Below are 20,777 nucleotides of genomic sequence, written 5' to 3'. Positions count from 1 at the left end.
TGCATGGCGCTGCGCGTCGGCGTAGTGGTGGATCCTGTCCACCCCGATGACGATCCGAGGACGGTCGGGGGCCAGGAGAGGTAAGTCCATCCGTTGTATAGCTAGAGATCGTCTTCAAAGATCAGATCCAGAGCAGGATCGAGGCGATGGTGACGGCGGCCTGGTAGGACTCACGGGTCTTGTCGTATCTGGTGGCGAGGCCGCGCCATTGCTTCATCCGGTTGGAGTCGCGGGACGTTCAGCTCGGAAGGGTGGGAGGCGGAGCCGGTCAGGGTTCGCAAACTCGCGGATCAGGAAGGTCGGCTGTTGCAGCAGCTCGTGCGGCAGCACGAACACGGTGTGCTGCGGGCGGGCGATGGCTGCTGGTCTCGGCCGGTGGGAACCGGATCTCGGTCAGTGCAGGGGTGCCGGCCCCGAGCACAGTGGTCCCCGTCACGCCCCTTCTTGTGTAAGTGACAGTAACTGAAGTACCTTACGAGGCATGCAAGATGATGCATGGTCACCACCACTTGTGCTTTTAACAGTTGATCTCGTGATCCTGACGCTGCGGGAGAACCGCCTGCACGTCCTTCTGGTGGAGCGAGGGGAAGATCCCTTCCGGGGCATGCACGCCCTGCCCGGGGGGTTCCTGAACCATGACGGTGAGGAAATCCTGGATGCGGCGCACCGCGAACTCAGCGAGGAAACGGCCCTGGCTGCCGGCTGGGTGCACCTTGAACAGCTGGCCGTGTACGGGAAATCGGGCCGCGACCCGCGGGGCCGGGTAGTCTCCGTGGCCCACCTGGCGATCGCGCCGGGGCTGCCCGACCCGGTTGCGGGAACAGATGCCACTGATGCCGCATGGGTTCCCGCCGACGCCGTCCTCTCCGGCAAGGTGGAGCTCGCCTTCGACCACCGCCGAATCATTTCGGACGGGATCGAACGCGCGCGCACCAAGATCGAGTTCTCTGCGCTGGCCACGGCATTCTGCGGGGAGAACTTCACCATCGCAGAGCTGCAGCAGGTGTACGAGGCCGTCTGGGGCACTGAACTCGATACCCGCAACTTCTACCGGAAGGTCCAGGCCGCGAAGGGATTCATCGTCCCCGTCGGCACGGATCGCAGGACCACGGGGGGACGGCCCGCGCGACTGTACCGGGCTGGTCCGATAGCCGTGCTGTTCCCACCACTGATCCGACCCGCGCCGTCCGTGACGGAAGAGAACACGAGAGGGGAAGAGGAGTAGATGTCGAAAGGCCCGGTGGTGATTCTCGCCGCCCTCAATCTCGAATACCAGGCCGTGCGCCAGAGGCTGACGGGTCCGCAGGTGCATCGCCATGAACGGGGTACCCGGTTCGAGGTGGGAACCGTGCGGGGCACGTCCTGCCGTGTCGCACTCGGCCTGACGAGCAAGGGGAACCATTCCGCCGCGGTGATCGCCGAACGCGCGATCCAGGAGTTCTCGCCGATGGCCGTGCTGTTCGTCGGGGTCGCCGGCGCCCTGTGGGACACCACCAGGCTGGGCGACGTGGTGATGGCGTCACATGTGTACGCCTACCACGGCGGGACCAGCGAGGACGACGGGCTCAAAGCCCGCCCCCGGGTGTGGGAGGCGCCGCACGGCATCAGCCAGCTCGCCTCGCACCTGGCCCGCTTGAACGACTGGGCGGACCCCGCGCCCGGTCACGAGGAGGGACCCCAGGTCCGCTTCGGAGCAATCGCCGCCGGCGAGATCGTCCAGAACTCCAGGATCTCGGCCGAGGCGAAGTGGATCCGACAGCACTACAACGACGCACTCGCCATCGAGATGGAAGCGGCCGGCGTGGCACAGGCCGGTCATCTCAACGGAGCACCGGTGGCCATCGTCCGGGGGATCAGCGACCGGGCGGACGGCACGAAGAACAGCGCGGACGACCGCGACTGGCAGCCGCGGGCTGCGGCGAATGCGGCGGCGTTCGGTACCCGGCTGGCGGTCGAACTCGTGGAGGAACAGGGGGAGGACCAGGAGGAACCCGCAACGCCCCGGGGCGACAGGGTCCGATCGACCGACCGGTTCGGCCGACACGTCAGCAACACGGCCCACAACAGCACCGTCGGGATCATGGCCGGCGCGGTCATGGGCAGCAGCGTGCACATGAATGCGGCTCCTCGGACATCCGGCCCGAGGGACCTGTGCGCAGAACTGAACGGCTTCCGCGAGCAGCTGGGGTGGCACCGCGCCGAGGGCGCCCTCGACGAGGACACGTACCGAGAGGCCCTGACCGATTTGGACTCCGCCCTCCGGTCGGCCGGAGGGAACACCCCCGAATCGTCGAAGCGCACGGTCATGACGCTCAGGAGACTGCGCGGACTGGTGGCGGAGTGCCCCGCACTGGTCGCGGCACTGGCCCCCGTGGTGGCCGCGGCCGGTGACCTGGCATGAACCAGAGCAACGGTGCCGCGTACAGCTCGGCCGCGTACGACTCCACCATCGGGATCCAGGCCGAGACCGTACACAACTCGACCGTGTACTTCGTCCACCCGGACGCCTCGCCGCAGGAGAAGTACAGGGTGGGTGTGCGGCTCCTGGAGGACGGCATCCCCAGTCGCGCCCGCGGGATGCTCGCGGATGCGCTCGCCCACGGGTACGACGGCGCGGAGGTCCGCTTCCACTGGGTGCTCGCCATGCTCAGCGCGCGCACCTACCATGACCTCAGCACCGAAGAGGTCCAGGGGCTGCACCACACGTCCGGGCTCGTACGGACCTACGCCGACGGCGAGTGGAAGGAAGCCCTGCGCGTCACTTTCGACCTGCTGGGGGTGCTCAGCACCGCCAGCGGCGAGACGGGACCCGTGCTGAAGCAGCTGCAGGACCTGCCGCTTCGCCAGCACAACGCGATCCTCCGACACCTCGACCTGATGCTCACCGGAGGACTCAAGGACGACCTGTGGGCGGAAACCCTCGAAAGGGCCAGGGTGGAGCGCTTCGGCAACGACCGGGCCCGGCGGGTCTGGGCCTACTTCGAACCCGCTCCCATCGGGGCGCGGGCGATGCCTCCCCGCCCGAGCACAGCTGCCGCCGCGAGGGCAGCCCTCCCGGTCCGGACCATCCTGTTCGTCGTCAGCAGTGTGCTTCTCTGGGCCCTGGCACTGACCGCAGAGCCGGCGCAGGCGAGCATCGAGCTCCTGGTGGCGCTCGGTGCTGGTTTGACCGCGTCCCGTTTCGGCCTCCGGTGGTGGGGCCGGGAAGCCCGGCCGAGTCTCGCGGCCGGCGCCCGCATCCCGCACCCGCGCGGTCCCGTCGCAGCCGAGGACGGGTTCACCAGCCGCGTCCGTCATGCGTTCGATCACTACTTCAGTGTTCGCACGCCCTACGGGTTCACCCCGGCCGCCTGGCTCACCCACACCGCTCAGGTCCGCAGCAGCCTCGCGGCCGAGATCGCGGACCTCTACCGGGAGAGCCGGATCGGTGTGGAGCGGGTCACCTGGCTGATCCGGCACCTCGCCGAGGACGCCCGGAACCGCCACAACAATGGCACCCTGTTCGATCAGTACCGTCAGGACCAGACTCCGGTCAGGACGAAGGCCCTGTCCGTGGTTGCCCTCGCCGCTCTCGGAGCCGCAGTTCTGGCCGTGTTCGGCACGGCACTCTCGGATGCGGCCGAACCGCAGCCGCTGTGGGCGTTCCTGGCCTTGCTCGGTACGGTCTGGTCCGGGTGCGCAGCCACGTTCCGGTGGCTGGAGGTCCGGCGTGAGGAACACCGGTTGGCCCGGGAGACCCGGAACTACCACGAGCAGCTGACCGCGCGACAGGTCGCCCACCAGCAGTGGCAGTCGTTCCTGGACACCATGCGCCCCAGCGAGCGTGAGATGGAGACCTGGCTCACCTGCGACAAGACCGTGTTCGTCGATGAAGTGCTTCGGCACCACCGGCTCACCTGGCGCGACCTGATCACCCATACCATCCTGGTGGCCCCGGCCACCTCCTACAAACGAGGCCGGATCAGGGGCGGACCCTGGCGGTATTCGCACTACGTCTTCCGTGTGTTCCTGTTCACCCAGAACGGCATCCGCGAGATCAGCTCCGAGTTCAACTTCTCCGACGCGACGCGCAAGAACGAGCAGCGGAGCAACTACCGGTTCGACGCGTTGTCCTCCGTCCAGGTGGCGGACAACGTCAACGTCGGCTACGACCTGGAGCTCGTCCTGACCAATGGACCAGCCAGGAAGATCCGCGTCAAGGACGCCGATGCCCATCAACTGGCGCCCGACGAGAACTCTCAGGAAATCTCCGAGATCAACCTCAGCTCGGCCGGCTCCACCCACACCTTCCGCCTCCTTGAGGGGATCGCGGCGGACGGGAAGGGCTGGATCGAGCGGCACGGTCCCAACAACCTGACGCCCTTCCAAATCGCCGGCTGAGCCCGCACTCGATCGAGCATTGGAATGCCAGTGACCTCCACGGACGATGTCACCGAGAGCACAATCCTGCTGGCCGAGTACGACCGCCTCAAGGAGGAACAGAAGACCCGCATAGGGTTCCGCGACAACCTGCTCTACTTCACGCTCGCCGCGGCCACTGCGGTCGTGGCGGTCACCGTCCAGAGCGGCGAGTACCGGCTGCTGCTCTCCGTTCCCGCGATCTGCCTGATCCTGGGCTGGACCTACCTGGTCAACGACGAGAAGATCTCGGCGATCGGCTGCTACGTCCGCGACCAGCTGGGACCACGCCTGGGGGAACTCGCCTCCGCCCACGCCACGGTGTTCGGCTGGGAGGTCTACTACCGCAACGTTGCGGGCCGCGCCATGCGTAAGCGGCTCCAGACTGCGGTCGACCTGTTCACCTATCTGGTCCTGCCTATGGTCTGCACGACCGCGTTCTGGAGCTCTCCCACCATTCAGCCCCTCCTCTTGCTCGCTTCTGTCGTGCAGACGCTCGCCCTGGCCGTCTTGGGCTGGCAACTCCTGCGCCGCGCGGAGCGGTAGCTCCAGCCCCACCGAACCGGCTCCACGCGCGTGTACGACGCCTCACCGCCGGAGCAGAACCCTCTCAGCGGTCTTGTCCGCCGCTGCGCGGTGCTGCGACTCCAAGAGGGTAGCGGTGTCGACGATGCCGCTCCGTAGGGTGACAGCCTGTTCGACGGGCTGAGGGCTACCACCAACGCTTCGTCCACGTCGACTTCACCACCCAACGCCGCACCCCCAAGGCCTCGTACGCCTGGTACCGCGACCTGATCGCCGCTCACCGGGCGCGGTACTCGGCGTGATCGGGCGGGGTTCGCCGTTGGTGGGAGGCGCGCAGCGGGCAGTTGTGGTCATTCCTCGGCGTCGGCCCCGTCGGCGGGGGCTTCGGGGGACCAGCGGAGCGTCACCTCGAAGTGGACGCCGGCGGAGCCGCCCGCGAGGATCACGCCGACGCTGCCGTCCAGTTTGACGCCGAACTTGACCTCGATCTCGTCAGGTCGGCGGGGCAGAGCGCGGAACGCCTCGATCACGTCGGACGCCGTGTTGACCACGGTGTGCAGCGAGTCCCGCACCGTGGTGCCCGCTCGCTCCAGGGTTCCCCGGCCGGCGGGTGCGACTCCGGTGCCGGTGCTCTCGCTCTCGACCACCAGCGTTCCGCCGGAGGCGAGGGTGAATTCGGTGCGTGTCGTCACTTGGCCTCCTGGCCCGGGGGTCGGGACGCGCAGGCGGAGCCCTGCGGCTGCTGCTGACGGGCGGCTACCCGGACCTGGTCCAACTCCGTGAGGATCGAGGGCAGTCGGGCCGGGGCGTTCAGGTAGTCGAGCACTGCACGGTTGAACGCGGCCGCCATGGTGCTGGGCATGCTGTCCGAGGCGTCGAAGCACAAGGTGGCGGGCGAGGTCAGCAACGCGTGGATCCTGCGGGCGATGCTGCCGGGCCTGTCGCGGGACACCGTCCGCTCGGCGATCGTGCGGTTGACGGAGAAGGCCGACTCCGGCTGCCGGCCCGGCCAGATCTGCTGGGCGTCCGGGCTCGCGAGGAAGGCCATGAACCTCTCCGCCGCGGGCGAGTCGCGGAACATCGCGACGAGGTCTCCGGACACCTCGTACGCCGGTGTCGGCGTCGGCCGGAACTCGGGGAACGGGACGAAGTCGTAGTCCGTCTCCGGGGCGGCCCCGGTCGCCGCCCCGGGGTCCGGGGTGACGGGGGCGCCGTGGGCGAGGTAGCAGCCGGGCGGCGCGGTGAAGAGCGGACGGGCCCCTTCGCCGTAGCGGGTCAGGAGCGCGGTCAGCGGGCCGCCGTGGAGCGCACCCTGAGCGGTGACGCTCTGGCCCCAGGTCTGCCAGGCCGTGGTGACCGGCGCCGACGTCCAGCCGAGCTCGCCGCCGACCCACTGCTCGTAGGTGTCGGCACCCGACTGGTGCAGCAGGATGTCCTCGATCCAGTCGGTGCCCGGCCACCCCGAGTTGGGCGGGTCGGCCACGGCCAGGCACCAGGGCGTCTCGCCCCGCTGGGCCAACGCCTGCCCAACGGTGACCAGTCCGGCCCAGCTGTCGGGTGGCCGGGGCGTGAGGCGCTGGGGATTGTACCAGATGAGACTCTTGACGGAGGCCTTGACCACGACGGCGTACGGGTGGTCGGTCCCGGCCTTCCCGAGGAGGTTCCACTGGGGGCTGTAGTCGGAGTTCAGCCGCTCGACGAGCTCGCGGCCGAGCGCCTCGTCCCGGAAGCCGTCCAACGGGACCAGGGCGTGCTGCTGCGCGTAGGAGCGCAGCGCCCCGGGGTTCGGCATGACGGCCAGGTCCGGTTCCTCGCCCTGCTGGACGCCGCTCCGCAGCACCTGGTCGAGTGCCCGGATGGGGGAGGCGTGCACGGTGATGTCGGGGTTCCGTTCCTGGAAGGCGTCGATCACTGCTTGGAAGGAGTCCTTCTCGGCGTCGGCGGTCCAGGGCGTCAGGATGGTCAGGCCGCGCCGGTCGGACGAGCCGCCGAGGCACGCGGCGGAAGCCGCCAGCAGGGCGAGGACCACGAGGAGCCGGAGGGCCGTCCGGCGGTTCCGCCGCATCATCGGCCTCCGAACCGGTACTCGTCGATGCGCCGGTTCAGGGCGCCGGCGGACGCCGCGGCGGCGGCCAGGGTCAGCAGCACGACGGCCGTCAGGCGCTCGGAGGAGGAAGCGTCCGCCCGGGCGGAGCGCTCCGTGAAGTCCGCCTCGGCCCGGCCCAGCCGGCGGCCTTCCTCCGGCGTCACCTCGGCCGCGGTGGTGGACGACGGCGTCAGGCCGGTCCCGCAGAACCTGGTGGTGGCGGTGGCCGTGCACGCTCGCGCGACGATCTCGAACAGGTCGTCGGCGGCCAGGTCGGCGGAGCGGGTCGCCTGCTCCTCCGCCAGGACGACCGCATCGACCCACGGGCCGTCCAGGGCCGAGCGCAGGCGTTCGTCCGCGGCATGGAGCGACAGACCGCACCACAGGGCCGTCGCGGTGAGGGCGAGCACGGCAGGCGCCAGCCAGGCGTTCAACCGACGCCGGAACCGGCGGCGCAGCACCACCTGTGTCCGCGCGAACAGCGCCAGCACCAGTGCGAACGGCACCAGGAACAGCAGATCCGTGGCGTCCGCCAGCCACACCGAGTCGAGTCGGGCGGCCAGTGCCGTCTTCCCGTCCTGCCGCAGAACGTCCAGCGTCTCCGAGGCCTCCCGGTACTGCAGTTCGGCGTACCACAGGGCCGGCAGGGCCTGGGTGAGCGAGCCGCTCCGCCGGTAGTCGGCGGCGGCCTGCTCGATCTGGGTGTTGTAGTTGACGACGAGCCCCTCGACGCGTTGCATGTCACTGGCGGCCGTCGGGCCCGCCACGTCGTACCGGGCCAGTTCCGCCAGGTTCTGGTTGATCGCGGCGATGTCGTTCCGGTAGCGGTCGCCGAGGCCGCCGAGGGCCACGGTCTCCTGCAGAAAGCCCTGTACCGCCGCGCGTTGGGCGTCCGCGAGCGCGCCGTACGCGGCCTCGGCCCGGAGGACCGCGGGGGCGGCCCGCCCGCCGACGGCGTCGCTCCCGGCGTGTGCCCGGCCGGACACCACCAGGCACAGCGCCCCGGTCAGCAGGCTGCCCGCCACCAGCGCCCCGCGGAGCCGGCGCAGGGTGCGTGCGGTCGTGGACGGCGTCGCCGGTGCGTCCGCCGCCGGTCCGGGGGCCGTCATCCGCCCACCGCCGGCGGGTCGTCGGTGAAGGCGTGATCGCAGGCGAGGTTCTCGCAGTACCGCGCGCCGGCCACCGCGATCCGGCCGCACTTCGGGCAGCGCGGCCCCGGGGCCGGCGGCTGCCCGGTCCCCGGATCGGCGTGTGACGCCGGTTCGCGCGAGAGACCGTACGAGCTGCTGGTGACCGTGCCCATCATGGCCTGAAGGACGTAGTCCGGATCCAGATCCGGCAGCAGGCCGACCACGCCGCGTACGGCGTCCTCGATCCGGACGACCTTGCCCAGGCGCCGGAGCGCGTCCTCGTTGCGCAGCTCGGTGGCCAGTGCCACGGCCCGGCCCCAGGCGTCGCAGGCCCCGAGGCGATCCCCCTGGCGGAACAGCGCCCCGCCCCGCCATCGGAGCGCGTACAGCTCCTTCTCCCGCTCGTGGCGGCCCCGGTCGGCCCCGATGACGGTCTCCGGGGCCGGCTGGTCGAGCCAGCGTGCGGTGACCACCTCCACCGAGCTGACCGGTGTGGCCAGTGCGGTGCCGATCGCACCGGTGACCACTTCGAGGGACGCCAGGGTCTCCGCGTCGGCGCCGACCCTCCGGCCGCCGGTCACGGTGAAGGTCGCGACGAACCGGCGCGCCTCGCTGCTCCAGGGGCCGGTCGGGTAGTCGGCCGCCGCCGTTCCGGCCAACGGCAGGCGGTGGCCCACCAGGTCGGCCAGTGCCGGGTAGGCCTGTTCGAGGACCGACACCGACACTCCCGGTGCGCAGCGCACCCGCAGGGCCAACTCGGACAGCGTGCGGCCCATGGCGGTGCGGATCAGCGCGCGGAAGTCGGGCGCCAGGTCGGCGAGGTCGGGCACCGCGTCCGCCGTGCCCCGGAGTTCCTCGGCGATCCGCCGCAGCTCGGCGGGCTCCCAGTCCGCGCCGATCCCGCGGGCGTCGCAGGTGAACACGGAGCGGCAGTCGGCGAGCACGGCGTCCATCGACCGGGCCGACCGGTCCTGGTGCTCGTTGCGTCCATCGGTGAGCAGGAGCACGTGGCGGATCAGTTCACGGTGCGGTTCGAGCAGTTCACGGGCCTTGTCGAGCCAAGCGCCGATCACCGTGCCCTGGGCGCCGGGGGCGATCCGGTTGACGGCCTGCTTCGCCTCCGCGCGGGTGCCGGCGTTCGCCGGGGCGAGGAAGGAATCCCGGGGGTAGACCATGGTGGCCCGATGGGTGCCGGCGACCACCGCGAAGAGGGTTCCCTCCCGCAGGGTCTCGATGGCGGCGCAACTCGCCTCCTTGGCCCGTTGGAGCTTGGTGCGGGGCTCGCTCATCGACCCCGACTGGTCGAGCAGGATGACCTCGGCGAACCGCGCGTCGCCCGGCGGGCCCACCCGCCGGTCGGCCGGGGTGTCCGCGGCCACGCTGAGGTACACGTGCACCTCGCGTTCGTCCAGGGAGCGGTATCTGTCGTAGTTGGCGTCGAGGGTGACTCTCGGCACTCGGCTCATATGCCATGTCCTCGTCGTCGGGGGGAGATGGATGATCCGTCAGGGCCGGTCGGTTCACCAGGTGGTGACCGGCCGCACGGTGTTGGCCAGATCGACGAGCACGGTGCGGCGGTCCTCGCCCGATGCCCACTGGGCGAACGCCCGGTACTCCCTCTCCAGCCCCGACCGGAGCTCGTGCTCGGTGGCTTCGTCGTCGGGCGCGGTCCGGCCCGGTTGTGAGGTGCGCCGGCGGTCGAGCCTGGCCTCCAGGATCAGTGCGGCGAGGCGGCGCCGCTCGGCCTCGTCCAACGGCAGTGCGGCCAGGACCCGTTCGGCTTCGGCGAGGTCCTCGTGGTCGGGCAGGCCCCTGGTGCCCGCGCCGAGCCGTCCGGTGCGGATCCGCAGTGCGGCGATCCGCGCGGCCCGGTGGTGCGGCGAGGTGTCGGGCACCTGCCCCAGTGCCGAGAGCGCACCGGCCCGGTCGCCGCGCCGGAGCCTCGTCCTGGCGTGGCCGAAGGCGGCGCTCTCGTGCCAGCTGTCGGTGCGCCACACCGCGAGGTAGGCCGCCGCCGCGGCGTCGAGTTCCGCGTCGGTCGTCGCTGGGTACTCGGCGCACAGTGCCAGCGCGAGCTTCGGTGCGAGCTCGCCCGGCAGCATCTGCCGGCAGGAGGCGAACATCTTCTCCGCGCCGCCGAACTGCCGCTCGGCCAGGGCCATCAGCCCCTCGTGCCAGTTGAGCCGCCACCCGGGCCGCAGCAGACCCCTCGCCCGGTCCAGCGCGGCGCGCGCCGCTTCGAGGTCGTCGAGGCGCAGATGGAGCCGGCAGCGCAGCAACTCGGCCTCGGGCGAGGAGGCGCGGAGGGAGGCCGGGACCGCGTCGGCGTAGGAGGCGAGCTGGGAGAGGGCGACCGCCGGATCGGCGCTGACCGACGCCCTGAGGAACCCGGCCGCGGCATCGCGGGCGTCGACCAGGGGCTCGGGCAAGCTGGCCGCCGCCACGACCGGCGTGGGCGGCGCCGTGGTGAACGGACGGCAGCTGCCCTCGACCGCCGCCCGCAGCGCCGCCGTGCTCGTCCACCGGTCGAGCGGCGGCACCGTCCCGAGCCCGGGGTCGAGCAGCGTGGTGGAGCGGGTGAAGAGCAGTGACGGCGCGGTGTACTGGGCGTTGTCGCGGCTGGACACCAACTCGCGCAGCACGCCGCTCAGTTGGCCCGCCATGTCGGACGCCGAGGCGAACCGCAGCAGCGGATCGTCATGGGTGGCGCGATCGATGAGCCGGCGCAGCGAGGCGAAGCGGGCATCGCCCGGGTCGTCGGTGTACCAGTGGAACAGCGACTCCAGGGTTCTGCCCACCGTGTGGAGGTCGGTGGCGACGGTGGGGCCGGTGAGCATCAGCTCCGGGGCCATGTAGCCCTCCGAGTACGCCCCGCTTCCCGGTCTGCCGGCCTCGCGCACCGCGCCGAGGTCGATCAGCTTGATCCGGGAGCCGTACACCATCAGGTTGCTCGGCTTCAGGTCGCAGAACAGGTACTGGCGGTCGTGCAGGTACTGCAACGCCCGGAGCGCGCTCAGGACGTGGCCGATGACCTGCTCGGTCTCCAGCCGGCCGAACAGTTCCGGGCGTTCCAGGGAGTAGCCGGGGACGTACTCCATCACCAGGTACCCGTGGTAGCCGTGCCGGGAGCCGGCCGACGGCTCGTCCGCCACGAAGTCGTAGATGTCGACGATGTCGTCGTGTCTGAGCTCGATCAGGAACCGTTTCTCCTCCGCGGCCTCCTGGACCCGCCTCGGGTCCTCCGCGTCGATCAGGCCCTTGAGCGCCACCGGACGGTGGTTCAGGCGCTCGTCGTAGGCGAGGTAGATCCAGCCGAAGCCGCCGTGCCCGATGCAGCCCTCGACCCGGTAGCGGTCCGACAGCAGATCGCCCCGGCCGAGTCGCGGTACGAAGGAGTAGGCCGTCCCGTCGTACGGGCAGCGCCCCTCCAGCAGGTTCGGCTGGCCGTCGACACCCGTGCCCACGGGGCGGCGGCAGGCGGGATCGGGGCAGAGCCTGCGCTCCTCCGGGATGCGTGGAGCGACGCTGACCGCCCGGTCCGGCTCCGGTCCGGCGATCGCCGACGGCGTGACGAGGCCCAGTCCCCACCAGGGGTCGTCGCCGAACGGGCGCGGCGGCCGGGCGGGCTCCGCGGGGCGTGTGGGCGGCACCGCACGGCGGTTCCCGCCCACCGGCAGCGACCGCTCCGGGTCCCGCTCCGGGGTCCGCGCCCCGGTCTGCGCCCGCCCGCCCTCGGGCCCGGCCGGCGCCCGCCCGTCCGCGGGCCCGGCCGGCGGTGGCGGAAGCAGGCAGCGCCGGCAGTAGCCGGTGCCGTCGCGTTCGCCACCGCATCCGGGGCGGTCGCACCGGTTCACGCCTGCCTCCCGTCGATCTCGCGCCGAACGGCCCGGTGGTACTCCTCGACCCGGAGCTCGGCGAGCGGCAGGTCGCATCCACCGCTGTAGAGCAGCCGCCGTGCCGCCTCGTACGACTCGCCCAGCTCCTCGATCAGTCCGCGTGCCGCGGCCTCCGAGCGGTAGGCGTCCAGCCGCCCCCGGGCCCGGTTGCGCCGGGCGAGCAGGGCCGTGCACTCGGCGCTCAGGCGCCGGGCCCGCGCCAGCGACCGGGTGGCCGTCTCCTCGCAGGTGTCGAGTTCCGCCGGCAGCCATCCCCGGAGGGCGGATCCGGCGGCGGCCGGGCCGGCGTCCCGCAGAACCCGCAGGCGGACCGCGAGCGCGGCCGCGGCGGCGACCTGCGGCGGCGGTGTGCCGAGGATCCGCGGTGCGAGGTGGTCACGGCGGACCCGGGCGTCGCGTTCGGCCGCCTCGACCTCCTCGGCCAGCCGGTCGAGCCGGTCGAGGCGGGTGCCGAACCGCTCCCCTCCGTCGTGTCGCCCGCTCGGCGCGGCGAGTGCGGGGCGCGCGCCGCGTACGGCCGGCGTGGCCGGCGAGGCGGGCGCGGCCGGCGCGGCGGGCCGCCCGAGGCTCGCCGCGACCGCACTGCGGACGTAGCGCGGAGGGTCGCCGTGGTAGGCGAGCAGCAGGCGCACGCCGATGCTCGGCGCCCGCGCGGCGATCGGTTCGAGCAGCCGGTAGTGGAGCTCGCCGGGGTCGGCCGCCAGGTCGACCGCGTTCACCACGACAACGATCGGCGATCCCAACTCCTCCAGCTGGTGGAAGAGCTCATCGGTGACGCGGTCGGTCAGCAGGCTCAGGCTCTCCGCGAGCTGCCGGGCGATCTGTTCCGTCGTCCGCCCGGTCGCGTCGACGGCGGCGTCCACCTCGCCGAGCGGGGGGACGGTGCCGGGCGGGGCGCCGCTGACGGTCCCGTCGGGGGCTGCCCGACGGTAGCCCGGCACCGTCAGGCCCACCAGGCGGGACGTCAGCGCGACCGCGCCGCCACCGCCGATCGCACAGACCCCGCCCGGCCCGCCGGACGCCAGCCAGGCGACCAGACGGCGGGTCAGGGCGAGCCGCACCGGGTCGTCCAGCACCTCCGGGACCTGCGGCGGCGGCCAGTGGCTCGGCAGCGCCTCCGAGGGCCGGCTCGCCAGGTGCCCGTCGAGCACCGCGCTCGCGTACTTGTACAGCGTCCGGACCGCGATCATCCAGCTGCTCTCGGCGAGCGGTGCCCGGACGACCGCGATCACCCCGAGGATCTCACCGTTCGCGGCGAGTGCCGCCGCACCGCTGAAGCCGCGGTCGACGCGCTGTTCCAGGACGGCGTCGAGCTGCACCCGCTCCCCGGTGAAGTCGTACGAGGCGATCCTCGCATTGACCAGCTGGCCGTTGTCGGTACCCGCCGGAAAGCCGAAGATGCGCACCATCTCGTCGTGCTGCCAGGTCCGCCGGATCCTCGCGCGCGGTGCGCCCGGCACGGCGGACGGCAGGGCGAGGACCGCCACGTCCCCGCGCTGGTCCGGCAGCGGGGGCTGCCAGCAGCTGTCGACAACGGTCGCCGGATAGGCGTCGTCGGGGCGTCCGGCGATGCGCACCCGGACCTCGCGCCCGGCTCCACGCCCGGCTTCGACGGCCTCCTCGACCACATGCGCGCACGTCAGCACGTACTGGCCGTCGAGCATCGTCCCGGCACCGTGCACGCGCCCCTGGGTGTCCTCGATGCGCGCCAGCCAAGGATCCTGCCACCCCATGGCGAAAAACGTTACGGCAGAACGGAACTGACGGGTAGTCATTCGGTTCGACCGGATCAGGCCGCGAACCGGGACGGGGGTTGCCGGGAGCTGCCACCGCAGCCCCGGCCCGTCCCCGTCGGACCTCCGGGGTGCCGACCCCGCCGGGGCCCGGGCGGCCACCGTCGGCCCGTGGAGCCCGCGCACTCCCGGCCTGGCCGTACGCGGCCCTCGGCCCGGACGTAGGATCACCGCGGCGGGGCGTGGCGGAGGTCGCCGCGTGGTTGTCGGGGAGGTGGCGGTGCAGGAGTCGGCGCACAGGGTCGGCGCGGCGTGGTCGGAGAGCGGGCTGAGGCTCATCGACGGGAAGTACCCCCTGGCGGTGGAGCGGTACGTGCTGCGGCAGGTCGCCCACCTCGTCCCCGGCGTGACCACGGTGAGCGGGCATCCGTGCAGCGCGCAGTAGCGGGTGTGCGGGACCAGCTCCAGGAGGACGCGGCGGCCAAGGCCGTCCGGAAGCTCGGCACCCGGCGCGGCACCGTCGCGCGCCGGCATGCCGCCAACCTGATCTCGGTCCACGGCCGTTGGTCCAACCCCAGCCGGGCCGCCCTGGACGCCCTCGGCTGCACCGGCCTGGACGGCCCGGTCGGCGCCTGGGCCTGTCACGAGGACAGCCGCTGGTCCTTCGTGGCCTGGCGCAAGCCGGACCTGTTCGAGGTGACGTACCGTGGACAGGCCGTCAACTGGCGGCACTTCCGGCTCTCGCCCGCCACCTCGCCCGCCGCGCTGGCCCGCGACCCGTCCTTCGACAGCCGCCGCCCGATCGCCCGGGGTCTGCTGTCCCAGACCACCGCCATCGGCCGGACCCTCCTCGACGCGCTCGACCTCCGCACCCCGTTCCCGCCGCCGGACGCCCTGGCCCCGGAGCCCCTGGCCCCGGAGGCCGCCTCCGTGTCCGGGGCCGGCTCTCCCTGACGCGGGCCGGGGACGTACCCGCGGACGGGACCGGCGCCACGCCCGGCCTACCCTGGGTGGTCATGGACTGGCTGGAGCGGGTGGCGAAGCTGAGACGGTGGACGAGCAAGGACGTGCGGGCGCCGCACAAGCCGTTGTTGCTGCTGTACGCGCTGGGCAGCTTCCAGCGCGATGCCGACGCCGAACTGCGCTACAGCGTGGTCGAGGGCGAGCTGAAGCGGCTGCTGGAGGAGTACGGGCCGTCCCATCCGACCACCCCGGCGTACCCGTTCCATCATCTGGTCAGTGACGGCGTGTGGGAGGTCAGGACGGACCAGGGGCCCGGTAGCCCCGGCAGCGGGGTACGGGTCCTCCGGGACAGCGGCGCGAGCGGCAGGCTCGCGCCCGAGTTGCGGGTGGCCCTGCGGAAGGAGCCGGCGCTGCTGGGCCGGCTGGTGCGGGTGCTGCTGGACTTCCACTTCCCGCCGTCGCTGCACACCGACCTGTGCGAGTCGGTCGGTCTCGACCTGGACCTGGCCGAGACCGATGGCCTGACCGGCGCCCAGGGCGGGAAGGAGCGGGCGGCGCGACGGCAACGGGACCGGAGGATGCGCGAACTCGTGCTGACCGCCTATGAGTTCCAGTGCGCCTTCTGTGGCTACGACGGGATGCTGGGCGCGAGCACGGTCGGCCTCGAAGCGGCGCATGTGCGCTGGTGGTCCCACGAAGGGCCGGACGAGGTCGACAACGGCCTGTGCCTCTGCTCCCTGCACCACAAGCTGTTCGACAAGGGCGTCCTCGGCCTGGGGGCCGGGCATCGCATACTCGTCTCGCAGCGCTTCGTCGGACGCAGCGAGGCCAGCCGCAGTCATGTGCTCGCCCTGGCCGGACGCCCGGTCATCGGCCCCCAGGCAGGGATCGCACCGGTCGCCGGTCGGCACCGGGAGTGGCATGCCGAACAGGTCTTCCGGGGTGCGCCCCGACAGCCGTGACCGACGGCCCGGTGGCGCTGTGCCGGTGACTGCGGGCAGGCCGGGGCAGGCTGCGCGGGCTACACGGTGCCGGCGATCCAGCCGACGGTCTCGGTGGTGTGGGGGCCGTCGGACAGAACGGTGCCGCGGCCGACGAGTTCGTTGATGCGGATCTTGAAGCCGGTGGTGGTCACGTCGGCGATGCGCAGCCCCGGGGTGTCCGGGCCGTTGAAGGTCTGGACGAAGGGGACCACGATCACCTCCGTGCCGTTGGGAAAGGGCGTGGGGAAGGTGACCTGGGTGAAGGTGGAGGTGTCTCCGCCGGTGACCGCCGAGCGGCTGGTGGAGTTCAGCTGCAACCTGCCCGTCTGGATCATGCTCATGGTCTCCGCCTTTCGTGGGGACGTCGCCCCGTCCGGGACTTGAGGAGCGCCGCCTGCAGGGGAGTTGCCCGGATTGATCCGCGTTTAGAGCGCAAGTCGCCGATATGGGCGAACTGTTCTTGTGCGACTTGTCAAGGGTGACGCGGCGGGCTAAGGGTGACGGCGTGAACGGCCCGGAGATGGTGATCGCGCGGACGGCACGGAATGGCCGGCGGTCGTCGGTCGCCGATGAACGCCATGGGATTTCCGGTTCTCCGGAAACCGCATCAGCACCGAGGCCCGGGCGGGTGGGCCGGTGATTCCGGATCTCCGGCTTCCGTCAATTCGTTCATCGCTCCCGGGCCGGCGGGTCCGGGAGGTCGAGGGTGGTGAGGGCGCCGCCGTCGGGGGCGTTGGCGAAGGTCAGGGTGGCGCCGAGGACCGCGGCGTGGCCGGCGGCGATGGTGAGGCCCAGGCCGTGGCCCCGGCCGCGTTCGGTGGCGCCGGTGCGGAAGCGCTGCGGCCCGTCGGCGAGGAGGTCGTCCGGGAAACCGGGGCCGTGGTCGCGCACGGTGATCCGGGCGCCGGTGACGGTGACCTCGACGGGCGGCGCGCCGTGCCGGTGGGCGTTGGCCACGAGGTTGGTGACGATGCGCTCCACCCGGCGCGGGTCGGTCGGGACGACGGCGGGGGCCTCCAGCCGCAGCCGGGTGTCGCCGCCGGCCTGCCCGGCGGCGTGGGTGACGAGGTCGCCGAGGGGGACCTCGTCGATCCGTGCCCGCTCGGCACCGGCGTCCAGGCGCGAGACCTCCAGGAGGTCCTCGACCAGGACCCGCAGCGCGAGCACCTGCGTGCGGACCAGGCCCGCGGCCTCGTCGTCCTCCGGGAGCAGTCCCGCCGCCGTGACCAGGCCCATCAGCGGGGTGCGCAGCTCGTGGGCGACGTCGGCGGTGAAGCGTTTCTCCGCGGCCAGCCGCGCCTGCAGCGCGGCCGCCATCGCGTCCACCGCCACCGACATCTCGGTGATCTCGTCGCGGGCCCGGCCCCGGCTGCCGATCCGGGCGTCGAGGTCCCCGTCCGCGATCCGCCGGGCGGTACGGGAACCGTGGCGCAGACGCCGGTTCATCCGCTCCGCCCCGAGAGCGGCGGCGGGCACGACGACCAGGAGCGCGGCGAGCGCCGCCTTGACCATGCTGCGGTCCAGCAGCTGGAGACTGCGCACCTCGGCGCTCATGTCGGTCCGCACCACGATCACCCGGTCACCGCCGACCGGGGCCGCCGCCCAGAGCCAGTACCAGTTCGGCTCCTTGACGTCGTACCAGAGCGCGTACGCGCCCGGCGTCCGCAGGTCGGCGACGGCCCGCGCCAACGGTGCCGGCAGCTCGGCCACGGTCTGCAGGTCCGCGAAGTCCGGACGGTCGCCCGTGAGCGAGAACTCCTTCTCCGCCGCGGCGACCTGCGCGGCCGCCAGCTCGCGCCCGGTCCGCTCGCCGCGCTGGTCCGTCGCCCGGTGGACGAGCACTCCGATCACGGCGGCGACCGCGCAGCAGGCCAGCGCGACCAGGGCCGCGACCTTCCAGCGCAGGGAACGCGGGTCGAACAGCCGGGTGGCCACCGGCTCAGCCCCGGACGAGCTTGTAGCCGAAGCCCCGGACGGTCTCGATCCGGTCCGCCCCGATCTTCTTGCGCAGCCGCACCACGCACAGGTCGACGACCCGGGTGTCGCCCTCCCAGCCGTAGTCCCAGACGTCGCGCAGCAGACGGCGGCGGTCCAGGACCGCGCCGGGGTTCTCGGCGAAGGCCAGCAACAGCCGCAGCTCGGTGGGCGTCAGCGGGACCGGCCGCCCGTCCAGGCGCACCTCCAGGCCGCGCAGGTCGACGGTCAGGTCGCCGAAGACGAGGAGGTCGGGGGAGGAGGGGGCCGCCGGGGGCTCCGGCGGCCGCGCCGGTCCGGCGGGCGCGGACGGTGCCTGCGCGGCCCGTTCGTCGTGCGCGGGCTCCGGGGCGGGAGCGCGGTGGACGGTCGCGCGGCGCAGCAGGGAGCGGATCCGGGCGACGAGGATGGGGATGTCCACCGGCTTGACCACGTAGTCGTCGGCGCCGGCCTCCAGCCCGGCCACGACGTCGAGGGCGTCGCCCCGGGCGGACATCATCAGGATCGGGGTCAGGCTCTCCTCGCGGACGCGCCGGCACAGGCCGATGCCGTCGAGGCTCGGGAGCATCACGTCCAGGATCAGCACGTCGTGCGCCCCGGCCCGGAACGCCTCCAGGCCGTCGAGGCCGTCCCCGGTGACGTCGACCTCGTAGCCGTAGCGTTCCAGGGCCAGTTGCACCGAGCGGCGGATGACCGCGTCGTCCTCGACGAGCAGCACGCCGACCGGGTCGGGCACACGAATGGCGGACAAGGGTTCTCCGATGTGTTCGCCCGGGGAGCCGCACTCCTCCGGGCCCGCGGGTGTTCGATCGTAGCCGTACGGGCGGCCGGGCGGCGGGGCGGCCGGGCGGCGGGGCGGCGGGGCGGCGGGGCGGCCGGGGGTGGCACCGGGGCCCGCCCCCGCGGACCGGTCAGAGCCGCAGGGACGCCGCGACCGGCAGGTGGTCGCTGCCGGTGGCGGGCAGAGTCCATGCCGCACGCGGCGTGACGCCGGCCACCAGGATCTGGTCGATCCGGACCACCGGGAACGCCGCGGGCCAGGTGAAGCCCAGGCCGTCACCGGCCTCCCGCTGCGCCGACCGCAGCGGCCCCGTGAGCCCGCGCAGCGCGGAGTCGTCAACCGAACCGTTGAAGTCCCCCAGGACCACGATCCGGGTGAGCCGCTCCGCCCGGAGGGCCTCGGCCAGCCGGGCCGCCGCCTCGTTGCGGCGGGCGGTGGCGAAGCCGCCGGCCAGGTGCACCCGGACGGAGGCGAGGTGCACCGCGTAGAGCGCGACCGGCCCCTTCGGCGTCCGCACGGTGGCGCGCACCGCCCTGGTCCAGGGCATGATCTCCACCGGCTCCACCTCCTCGACCGGGTACCTGCTCCACACCCCGACGCCGCCCCGCACCTCGGAGTAGGGGTAGGCGGCCGCCAGTTCGTGCCGGAAGGCGGCCTGCGCCCGGCTCGCCAGCTCCTCCACCGCCAGGACGTCGGCGCCCGAGGCCGCCAGGGCGCGGGCCGTGCTGCCCGGATCGGGGTTCTCCTCGTTCACGTTGTGGCTCACCACCGTGAAGTCCCCGCCGCCGGACCTCCTGTCGACGAGGGCGGGCCCGAACAGCACGGTCCACACCAGGGCGGGGACCAGCACGGCGACCGCGGCCAGGGCCGACCGGCGCACCGCCGCGCAGCACAGCAGCAGGACGACGCCCAGCCCCGACCACGGCAGCAGCGTCTGGCAGAGACTGCCGAGGTTGCCGACGGCGTTCGGCAGGTGGGCGCTCAGGGCCATGGGCGCGGCGCAGAGCAACGCGGCCGCGGCGATCAGCCGGCCGCGCGGCCTGCGCCGTCCCCGTCGCCCCCGCCGCCCCGCGCCGTCGCGCCCCGGCCCGTCGGCCGCCGTCGGCCCGCCCCCGGGCGAGGGCGCCGGCGGGGCCGGGTCCGTGTCCGTGCCTGTGCCCGTGCCCGTGTCGATGCCCGTGCCTGCGTCCGTGCCCGCGTTCACGCCCACTCCCGGCGGCCGCCGTCGAGCGCGGGCAGGACCGGCGGCAGCTTCTGCCGCAACGCGTCGACGAGCCGCCCGCTGTTCTCCAACGCCGCCCGCATGCCCTCGGTGGGCGTCGTCCCGGCGCGCTGGCCCAGCACCACGCCGAGGACCAGCCGACGTCCCGCCCCGGCCCCGCCGCCCTCCGGCACCTCCAGGGCCCACATCAGATTGCCGCCCGCCGGTGTACTCGAACCGGTCTTCAGCCCCACCACCCCGGGACGGTCGAGCAGCGCGTTGGTGTTGTGCAACGGCACCGCGCGGCCGGGGAGCGTGGTGCTGCGCAGGGCCACGGTGGCGCGCAGCGCCGGGTCCTTCATCGCCTCGCGGGCCAGCACCAGCTGGTCGGCGGCCGTGGACACGGTCGTGGGCTCGATCCCGCTGGCCCCGGTGTAGGCCGTCGCGGTCATCCCCAGCCGGGCCGCCTCCGCGTTCATCCGCTTCACGAACGCCTCTTCGCTGCCCGCGTCCCAACGGGCCAGCAGCCGGGCCACGTTGTTCGCGGACGGGAGGAGCATGACCTCCAGCAGCTTGCGCTGGGTGAGCCGTTGGCCCTCGACCACGGGAGCCGTCGACTCGCTCGTCGACGCCGACTCGGCCGCCGCCCGGGCGTCCACCGTGATCGTCGGGCCGTCCTCGCCGTCCCGGAGCGGGTGGTCCCGCAGGACGACGTACGCCGTCATCACCTTGGTGACGCTCGCGATCGGCACCGGCTGCTGCGGCCCGTTCACCCCCAGGACGCCGACCTTCGTCACGGCGACCGCCGACTGCCCCTCCTCCGGCCACGGCAGATCGAGATCGACGACGGGCGCAGGAGCCGGCAGCGTCGGCGGCCCCTCGACCCGGACGCCTCCTTTCCGGGCGCCGCCGGTCTCCGCCCCGTCCGGCAGGGTCGCCGCCACGCCACCACCGGCGCCCGCGACCAGCACGGCGGCCAGCAGCCACAGCACCCTGCGGCGGGGCGCCCGGCGACGGCCCGGCACGGCGCCGGAATCGTGGTCTTCATGTTTCGTCACGGCGGACACGGCAAGGACCTCCCGGAGCTGGGGAACACGGAGCCCCGGC

Annotated in this window: 18 protein-coding genes and 1 pseudogene; 8 read left to right on the top strand and 11 right to left on the bottom strand. The window is 72.8% G+C overall.

Annotated features, from left to right (window positions below):
- The first annotated feature begins 481 nt into the window (after positions 1 to 481).
- From ACFXAM_RS02645 to ACFXAM_RS02625, 5 genes and pseudogenes are all read left to right on the top strand, one after another.
- The gene (locus tag ACFXAM_RS02645) at positions 482 to 1,225 is read left to right on the top strand and encodes an NUDIX domain-containing protein (protein ID WP_380287169.1); all 744 of its coding nucleotides are present in this window, start codon (positions 482 to 484) and stop codon (positions 1,223 to 1,225) included.
- On the top strand, positions 1,226 to 2,401 hold the full coding sequence (locus tag ACFXAM_RS02640; RefSeq protein ID WP_380287168.1) for a purine phosphorylase: 1,176 nt from the start codon (positions 1,226 to 1,228) through the stop codon (positions 2,399 to 2,401). It abuts the gene before it with no gap.
- Entirely contained in the window at positions 2,398 to 4,380 is a 1,983-nt protein-coding gene (locus ACFXAM_RS02635; protein WP_380287167.1) for a hypothetical protein, read from the top strand. The genes ACFXAM_RS02640 and ACFXAM_RS02635 overlap by 4 nt, the downstream gene beginning before the upstream one ends.
- 24 nt (positions 4,381 to 4,404) lie before the next feature.
- Positions 4,405 to 4,944, top strand: a complete 540-nt coding sequence (locus ACFXAM_RS02630; RefSeq protein WP_380287166.1) for a hypothetical protein — start codon at positions 4,405 to 4,407, stop codon at positions 4,942 to 4,944.
- 158 nt (positions 4,945 to 5,102) lie between these two features.
- A pseudogene (locus ACFXAM_RS02625) lies at positions 5,103 to 5,225 on the top strand (family 1 glycosylhydrolase); the annotation flags it as partial.
- Positions 5,226 to 5,273: 48 nt separating this feature from the next.
- On the opposite strand, the gene ACFXAM_RS02620 reads toward ACFXAM_RS02625, so the two are convergent.
- From ACFXAM_RS02620 to ACFXAM_RS02595, 6 genes are all read right to left on the bottom strand, one after another.
- Positions 5,274 to 5,615 (bottom strand): CU044_2847 family protein, encoded by a 342-nt coding sequence (locus tag ACFXAM_RS02620; protein WP_380287165.1) that lies wholly within the window; start codon positions 5,613 to 5,615, stop codon positions 5,274 to 5,276.
- On the bottom strand, positions 5,612 to 6,991 hold the full coding sequence (locus ACFXAM_RS02615; RefSeq protein ID WP_380287163.1) for an ABC transporter substrate-binding protein: 1,380 nt from the start codon (positions 6,989 to 6,991) through the stop codon (positions 5,612 to 5,614). Before ACFXAM_RS02615 ends, ACFXAM_RS02620 begins: the two co-directional genes overlap by 4 nt.
- Positions 6,988 to 8,118 (bottom strand): hypothetical protein, encoded by a 1,131-nt coding sequence (locus tag ACFXAM_RS02610; protein ID WP_380287161.1) that lies wholly within the window; start codon positions 8,116 to 8,118, stop codon positions 6,988 to 6,990. The genes ACFXAM_RS02615 and ACFXAM_RS02610 overlap by 4 nt, the downstream gene beginning before the upstream one ends.
- Positions 8,115 to 9,605 (bottom strand): VWA domain-containing protein, encoded by a 1,491-nt coding sequence (locus tag ACFXAM_RS02605; RefSeq protein WP_380287159.1) that lies wholly within the window; start codon positions 9,603 to 9,605, stop codon positions 8,115 to 8,117. Before ACFXAM_RS02605 ends, ACFXAM_RS02610 begins: the two co-directional genes overlap by 4 nt.
- A 54-nt stretch (positions 9,606 to 9,659) precedes the next feature.
- Positions 9,660 to 11,789, bottom strand: coding sequence for a tetratricopeptide repeat protein (locus tag ACFXAM_RS02600; RefSeq protein WP_380287158.1), 2,130 nt, complete (start codon positions 11,787 to 11,789; stop codon positions 9,660 to 9,662).
- 200 nt (positions 11,790 to 11,989) lie between these two features.
- Entirely contained in the window at positions 11,990 to 13,768 is a 1,779-nt protein-coding gene (locus ACFXAM_RS02595; protein ID WP_380287156.1) for a trypsin-like peptidase domain-containing protein, read from the bottom strand.
- Positions 13,769 to 14,027: 259 nt separating this feature from the next.
- On the opposite strand from ACFXAM_RS02595, the gene ACFXAM_RS02590 reads away from it, so the two are divergent.
- From ACFXAM_RS02590 to ACFXAM_RS02580, 3 genes are all read left to right on the top strand, one after another.
- Positions 14,028 to 14,213 carry a hypothetical protein gene (locus ACFXAM_RS02590; RefSeq protein ID WP_380287155.1) on the top strand — a complete coding sequence of 62 codons (186 nt, stop codon included), beginning with the start codon at positions 14,028 to 14,030 and terminating at the stop codon, positions 14,211 to 14,213.
- Positions 14,198 to 14,722: a hypothetical protein gene (locus ACFXAM_RS02585; protein ID WP_380287154.1), complete on the top strand. Its 525-nt coding sequence runs from the start codon at positions 14,198 to 14,200 to the stop codon at positions 14,720 to 14,722. Before ACFXAM_RS02590 ends, ACFXAM_RS02585 begins: the two co-directional genes overlap by 16 nt.
- 62 nt (positions 14,723 to 14,784) lie before the next feature.
- A complete protein-coding gene (locus ACFXAM_RS02580) occupies positions 14,785 to 15,693 on the top strand; it encodes a phosphorothioated DNA-binding restriction endonuclease (protein WP_380287153.1) in 909 nt (302 codons plus the stop codon).
- A 59-nt stretch (positions 15,694 to 15,752) separates the two neighbouring features.
- On the opposite strand, the gene ACFXAM_RS02575 is transcribed toward ACFXAM_RS02580, so the two are convergent.
- The 5 genes from ACFXAM_RS02575 to ACFXAM_RS02555 form a co-directional block, all read right to left on the bottom strand.
- A complete protein-coding gene (locus ACFXAM_RS02575) occupies positions 15,753 to 16,055 on the bottom strand; it encodes a hypothetical protein (RefSeq protein ID WP_380287152.1) in 303 nt (100 codons plus the stop codon).
- A 328-nt stretch (positions 16,056 to 16,383) separates the two neighbouring features.
- Positions 16,384 to 17,649: a sensor histidine kinase gene (locus tag ACFXAM_RS02570; protein ID WP_380287151.1), complete on the bottom strand. Its 1,266-nt coding sequence runs from the start codon at positions 17,647 to 17,649 to the stop codon at positions 16,384 to 16,386.
- A gap of 4 nt (positions 17,650 to 17,653) precedes the next feature.
- The gene (locus ACFXAM_RS02565) at positions 17,654 to 18,439 is read right to left on the bottom strand and encodes a response regulator transcription factor (protein ID WP_380287150.1); all 786 of its coding nucleotides are present in this window, start codon (positions 18,437 to 18,439) and stop codon (positions 17,654 to 17,656) included.
- A 160-nt stretch (positions 18,440 to 18,599) separates the two neighbouring features.
- Positions 18,600 to 19,496 (bottom strand): endonuclease/exonuclease/phosphatase family protein, encoded by an 897-nt coding sequence (locus ACFXAM_RS02560; RefSeq protein ID WP_380287218.1) that lies wholly within the window; start codon positions 19,494 to 19,496, stop codon positions 18,600 to 18,602.
- Between the two features lie 173 nt (positions 19,497 to 19,669).
- Positions 19,670 to 20,728 (bottom strand): D-alanyl-D-alanine carboxypeptidase family protein, encoded by a 1,059-nt coding sequence (locus ACFXAM_RS02555; protein WP_380287149.1) that lies wholly within the window; start codon positions 20,726 to 20,728, stop codon positions 19,670 to 19,672.
- Positions 20,729 to 20,777: the final 49 nt, after the last annotated feature.

It is taken from the genome of Kitasatospora sp. NPDC059462 (assembly GCF_042749955.1).
Lineage (GTDB): Bacteria > Actinomycetota > Actinomycetes > Streptomycetales > Streptomycetaceae > Kitasatospora.
This window is presented reverse-complemented; position numbering and strand designations above follow the sequence as displayed.

Excerpts from the sequence above, each read along its gene's own strand:
- ACFXAM_RS02645 (WP_380287169.1), top strand. The coding sequence starts at position 482 with ATGCAAGATGATGCATGGTCACCACCACTTGTGCTTTTAACAGTTGAT.
- ACFXAM_RS02640 (WP_380287168.1), top strand. The coding sequence starts at position 1,226 with ATGTCGAAAGGCCCGGTGGTGATTCTCGCCGCCCTCAATCTCGAATAC.
- ACFXAM_RS02635 (WP_380287167.1), top strand. The coding sequence starts at position 2,398 with ATGAACCAGAGCAACGGTGCCGCGTACAGCTCGGCCGCGTACGACTCC.
- ACFXAM_RS02630 (WP_380287166.1), top strand. The coding sequence starts at position 4,405 with ATGCCAGTGACCTCCACGGACGATGTCACCGAGAGCACAATCCTGCTG.
- ACFXAM_RS02615 (WP_380287163.1), bottom strand. The coding sequence starts at position 6,991 with ATGATGCGGCGGAACCGCCGGACGGCCCTCCGGCTCCTCGTGGTCCTC.
- ACFXAM_RS02610 (WP_380287161.1), bottom strand. The coding sequence starts at position 8,118 with ATGACGGCCCCCGGACCGGCGGCGGACGCACCGGCGACGCCGTCCACG.
- ACFXAM_RS02605 (WP_380287159.1), bottom strand. The coding sequence starts at position 9,605 with ATGAGCCGAGTGCCGAGAGTCACCCTCGACGCCAACTACGACAGATAC.
- ACFXAM_RS02595 (WP_380287156.1), bottom strand. The coding sequence starts at position 13,768 with ATGGGGTGGCAGGATCCTTGGCTGGCGCGCATCGAGGACACCCAGGGG.
- ACFXAM_RS02580 (WP_380287153.1), top strand. The coding sequence starts at position 14,785 with ATGGACTGGCTGGAGCGGGTGGCGAAGCTGAGACGGTGGACGAGCAAG.
- ACFXAM_RS02575 (WP_380287152.1), bottom strand. The coding sequence starts at position 16,055 with ATGAGCATGATCCAGACGGGCAGGTTGCAGCTGAACTCCACCAGCCGC.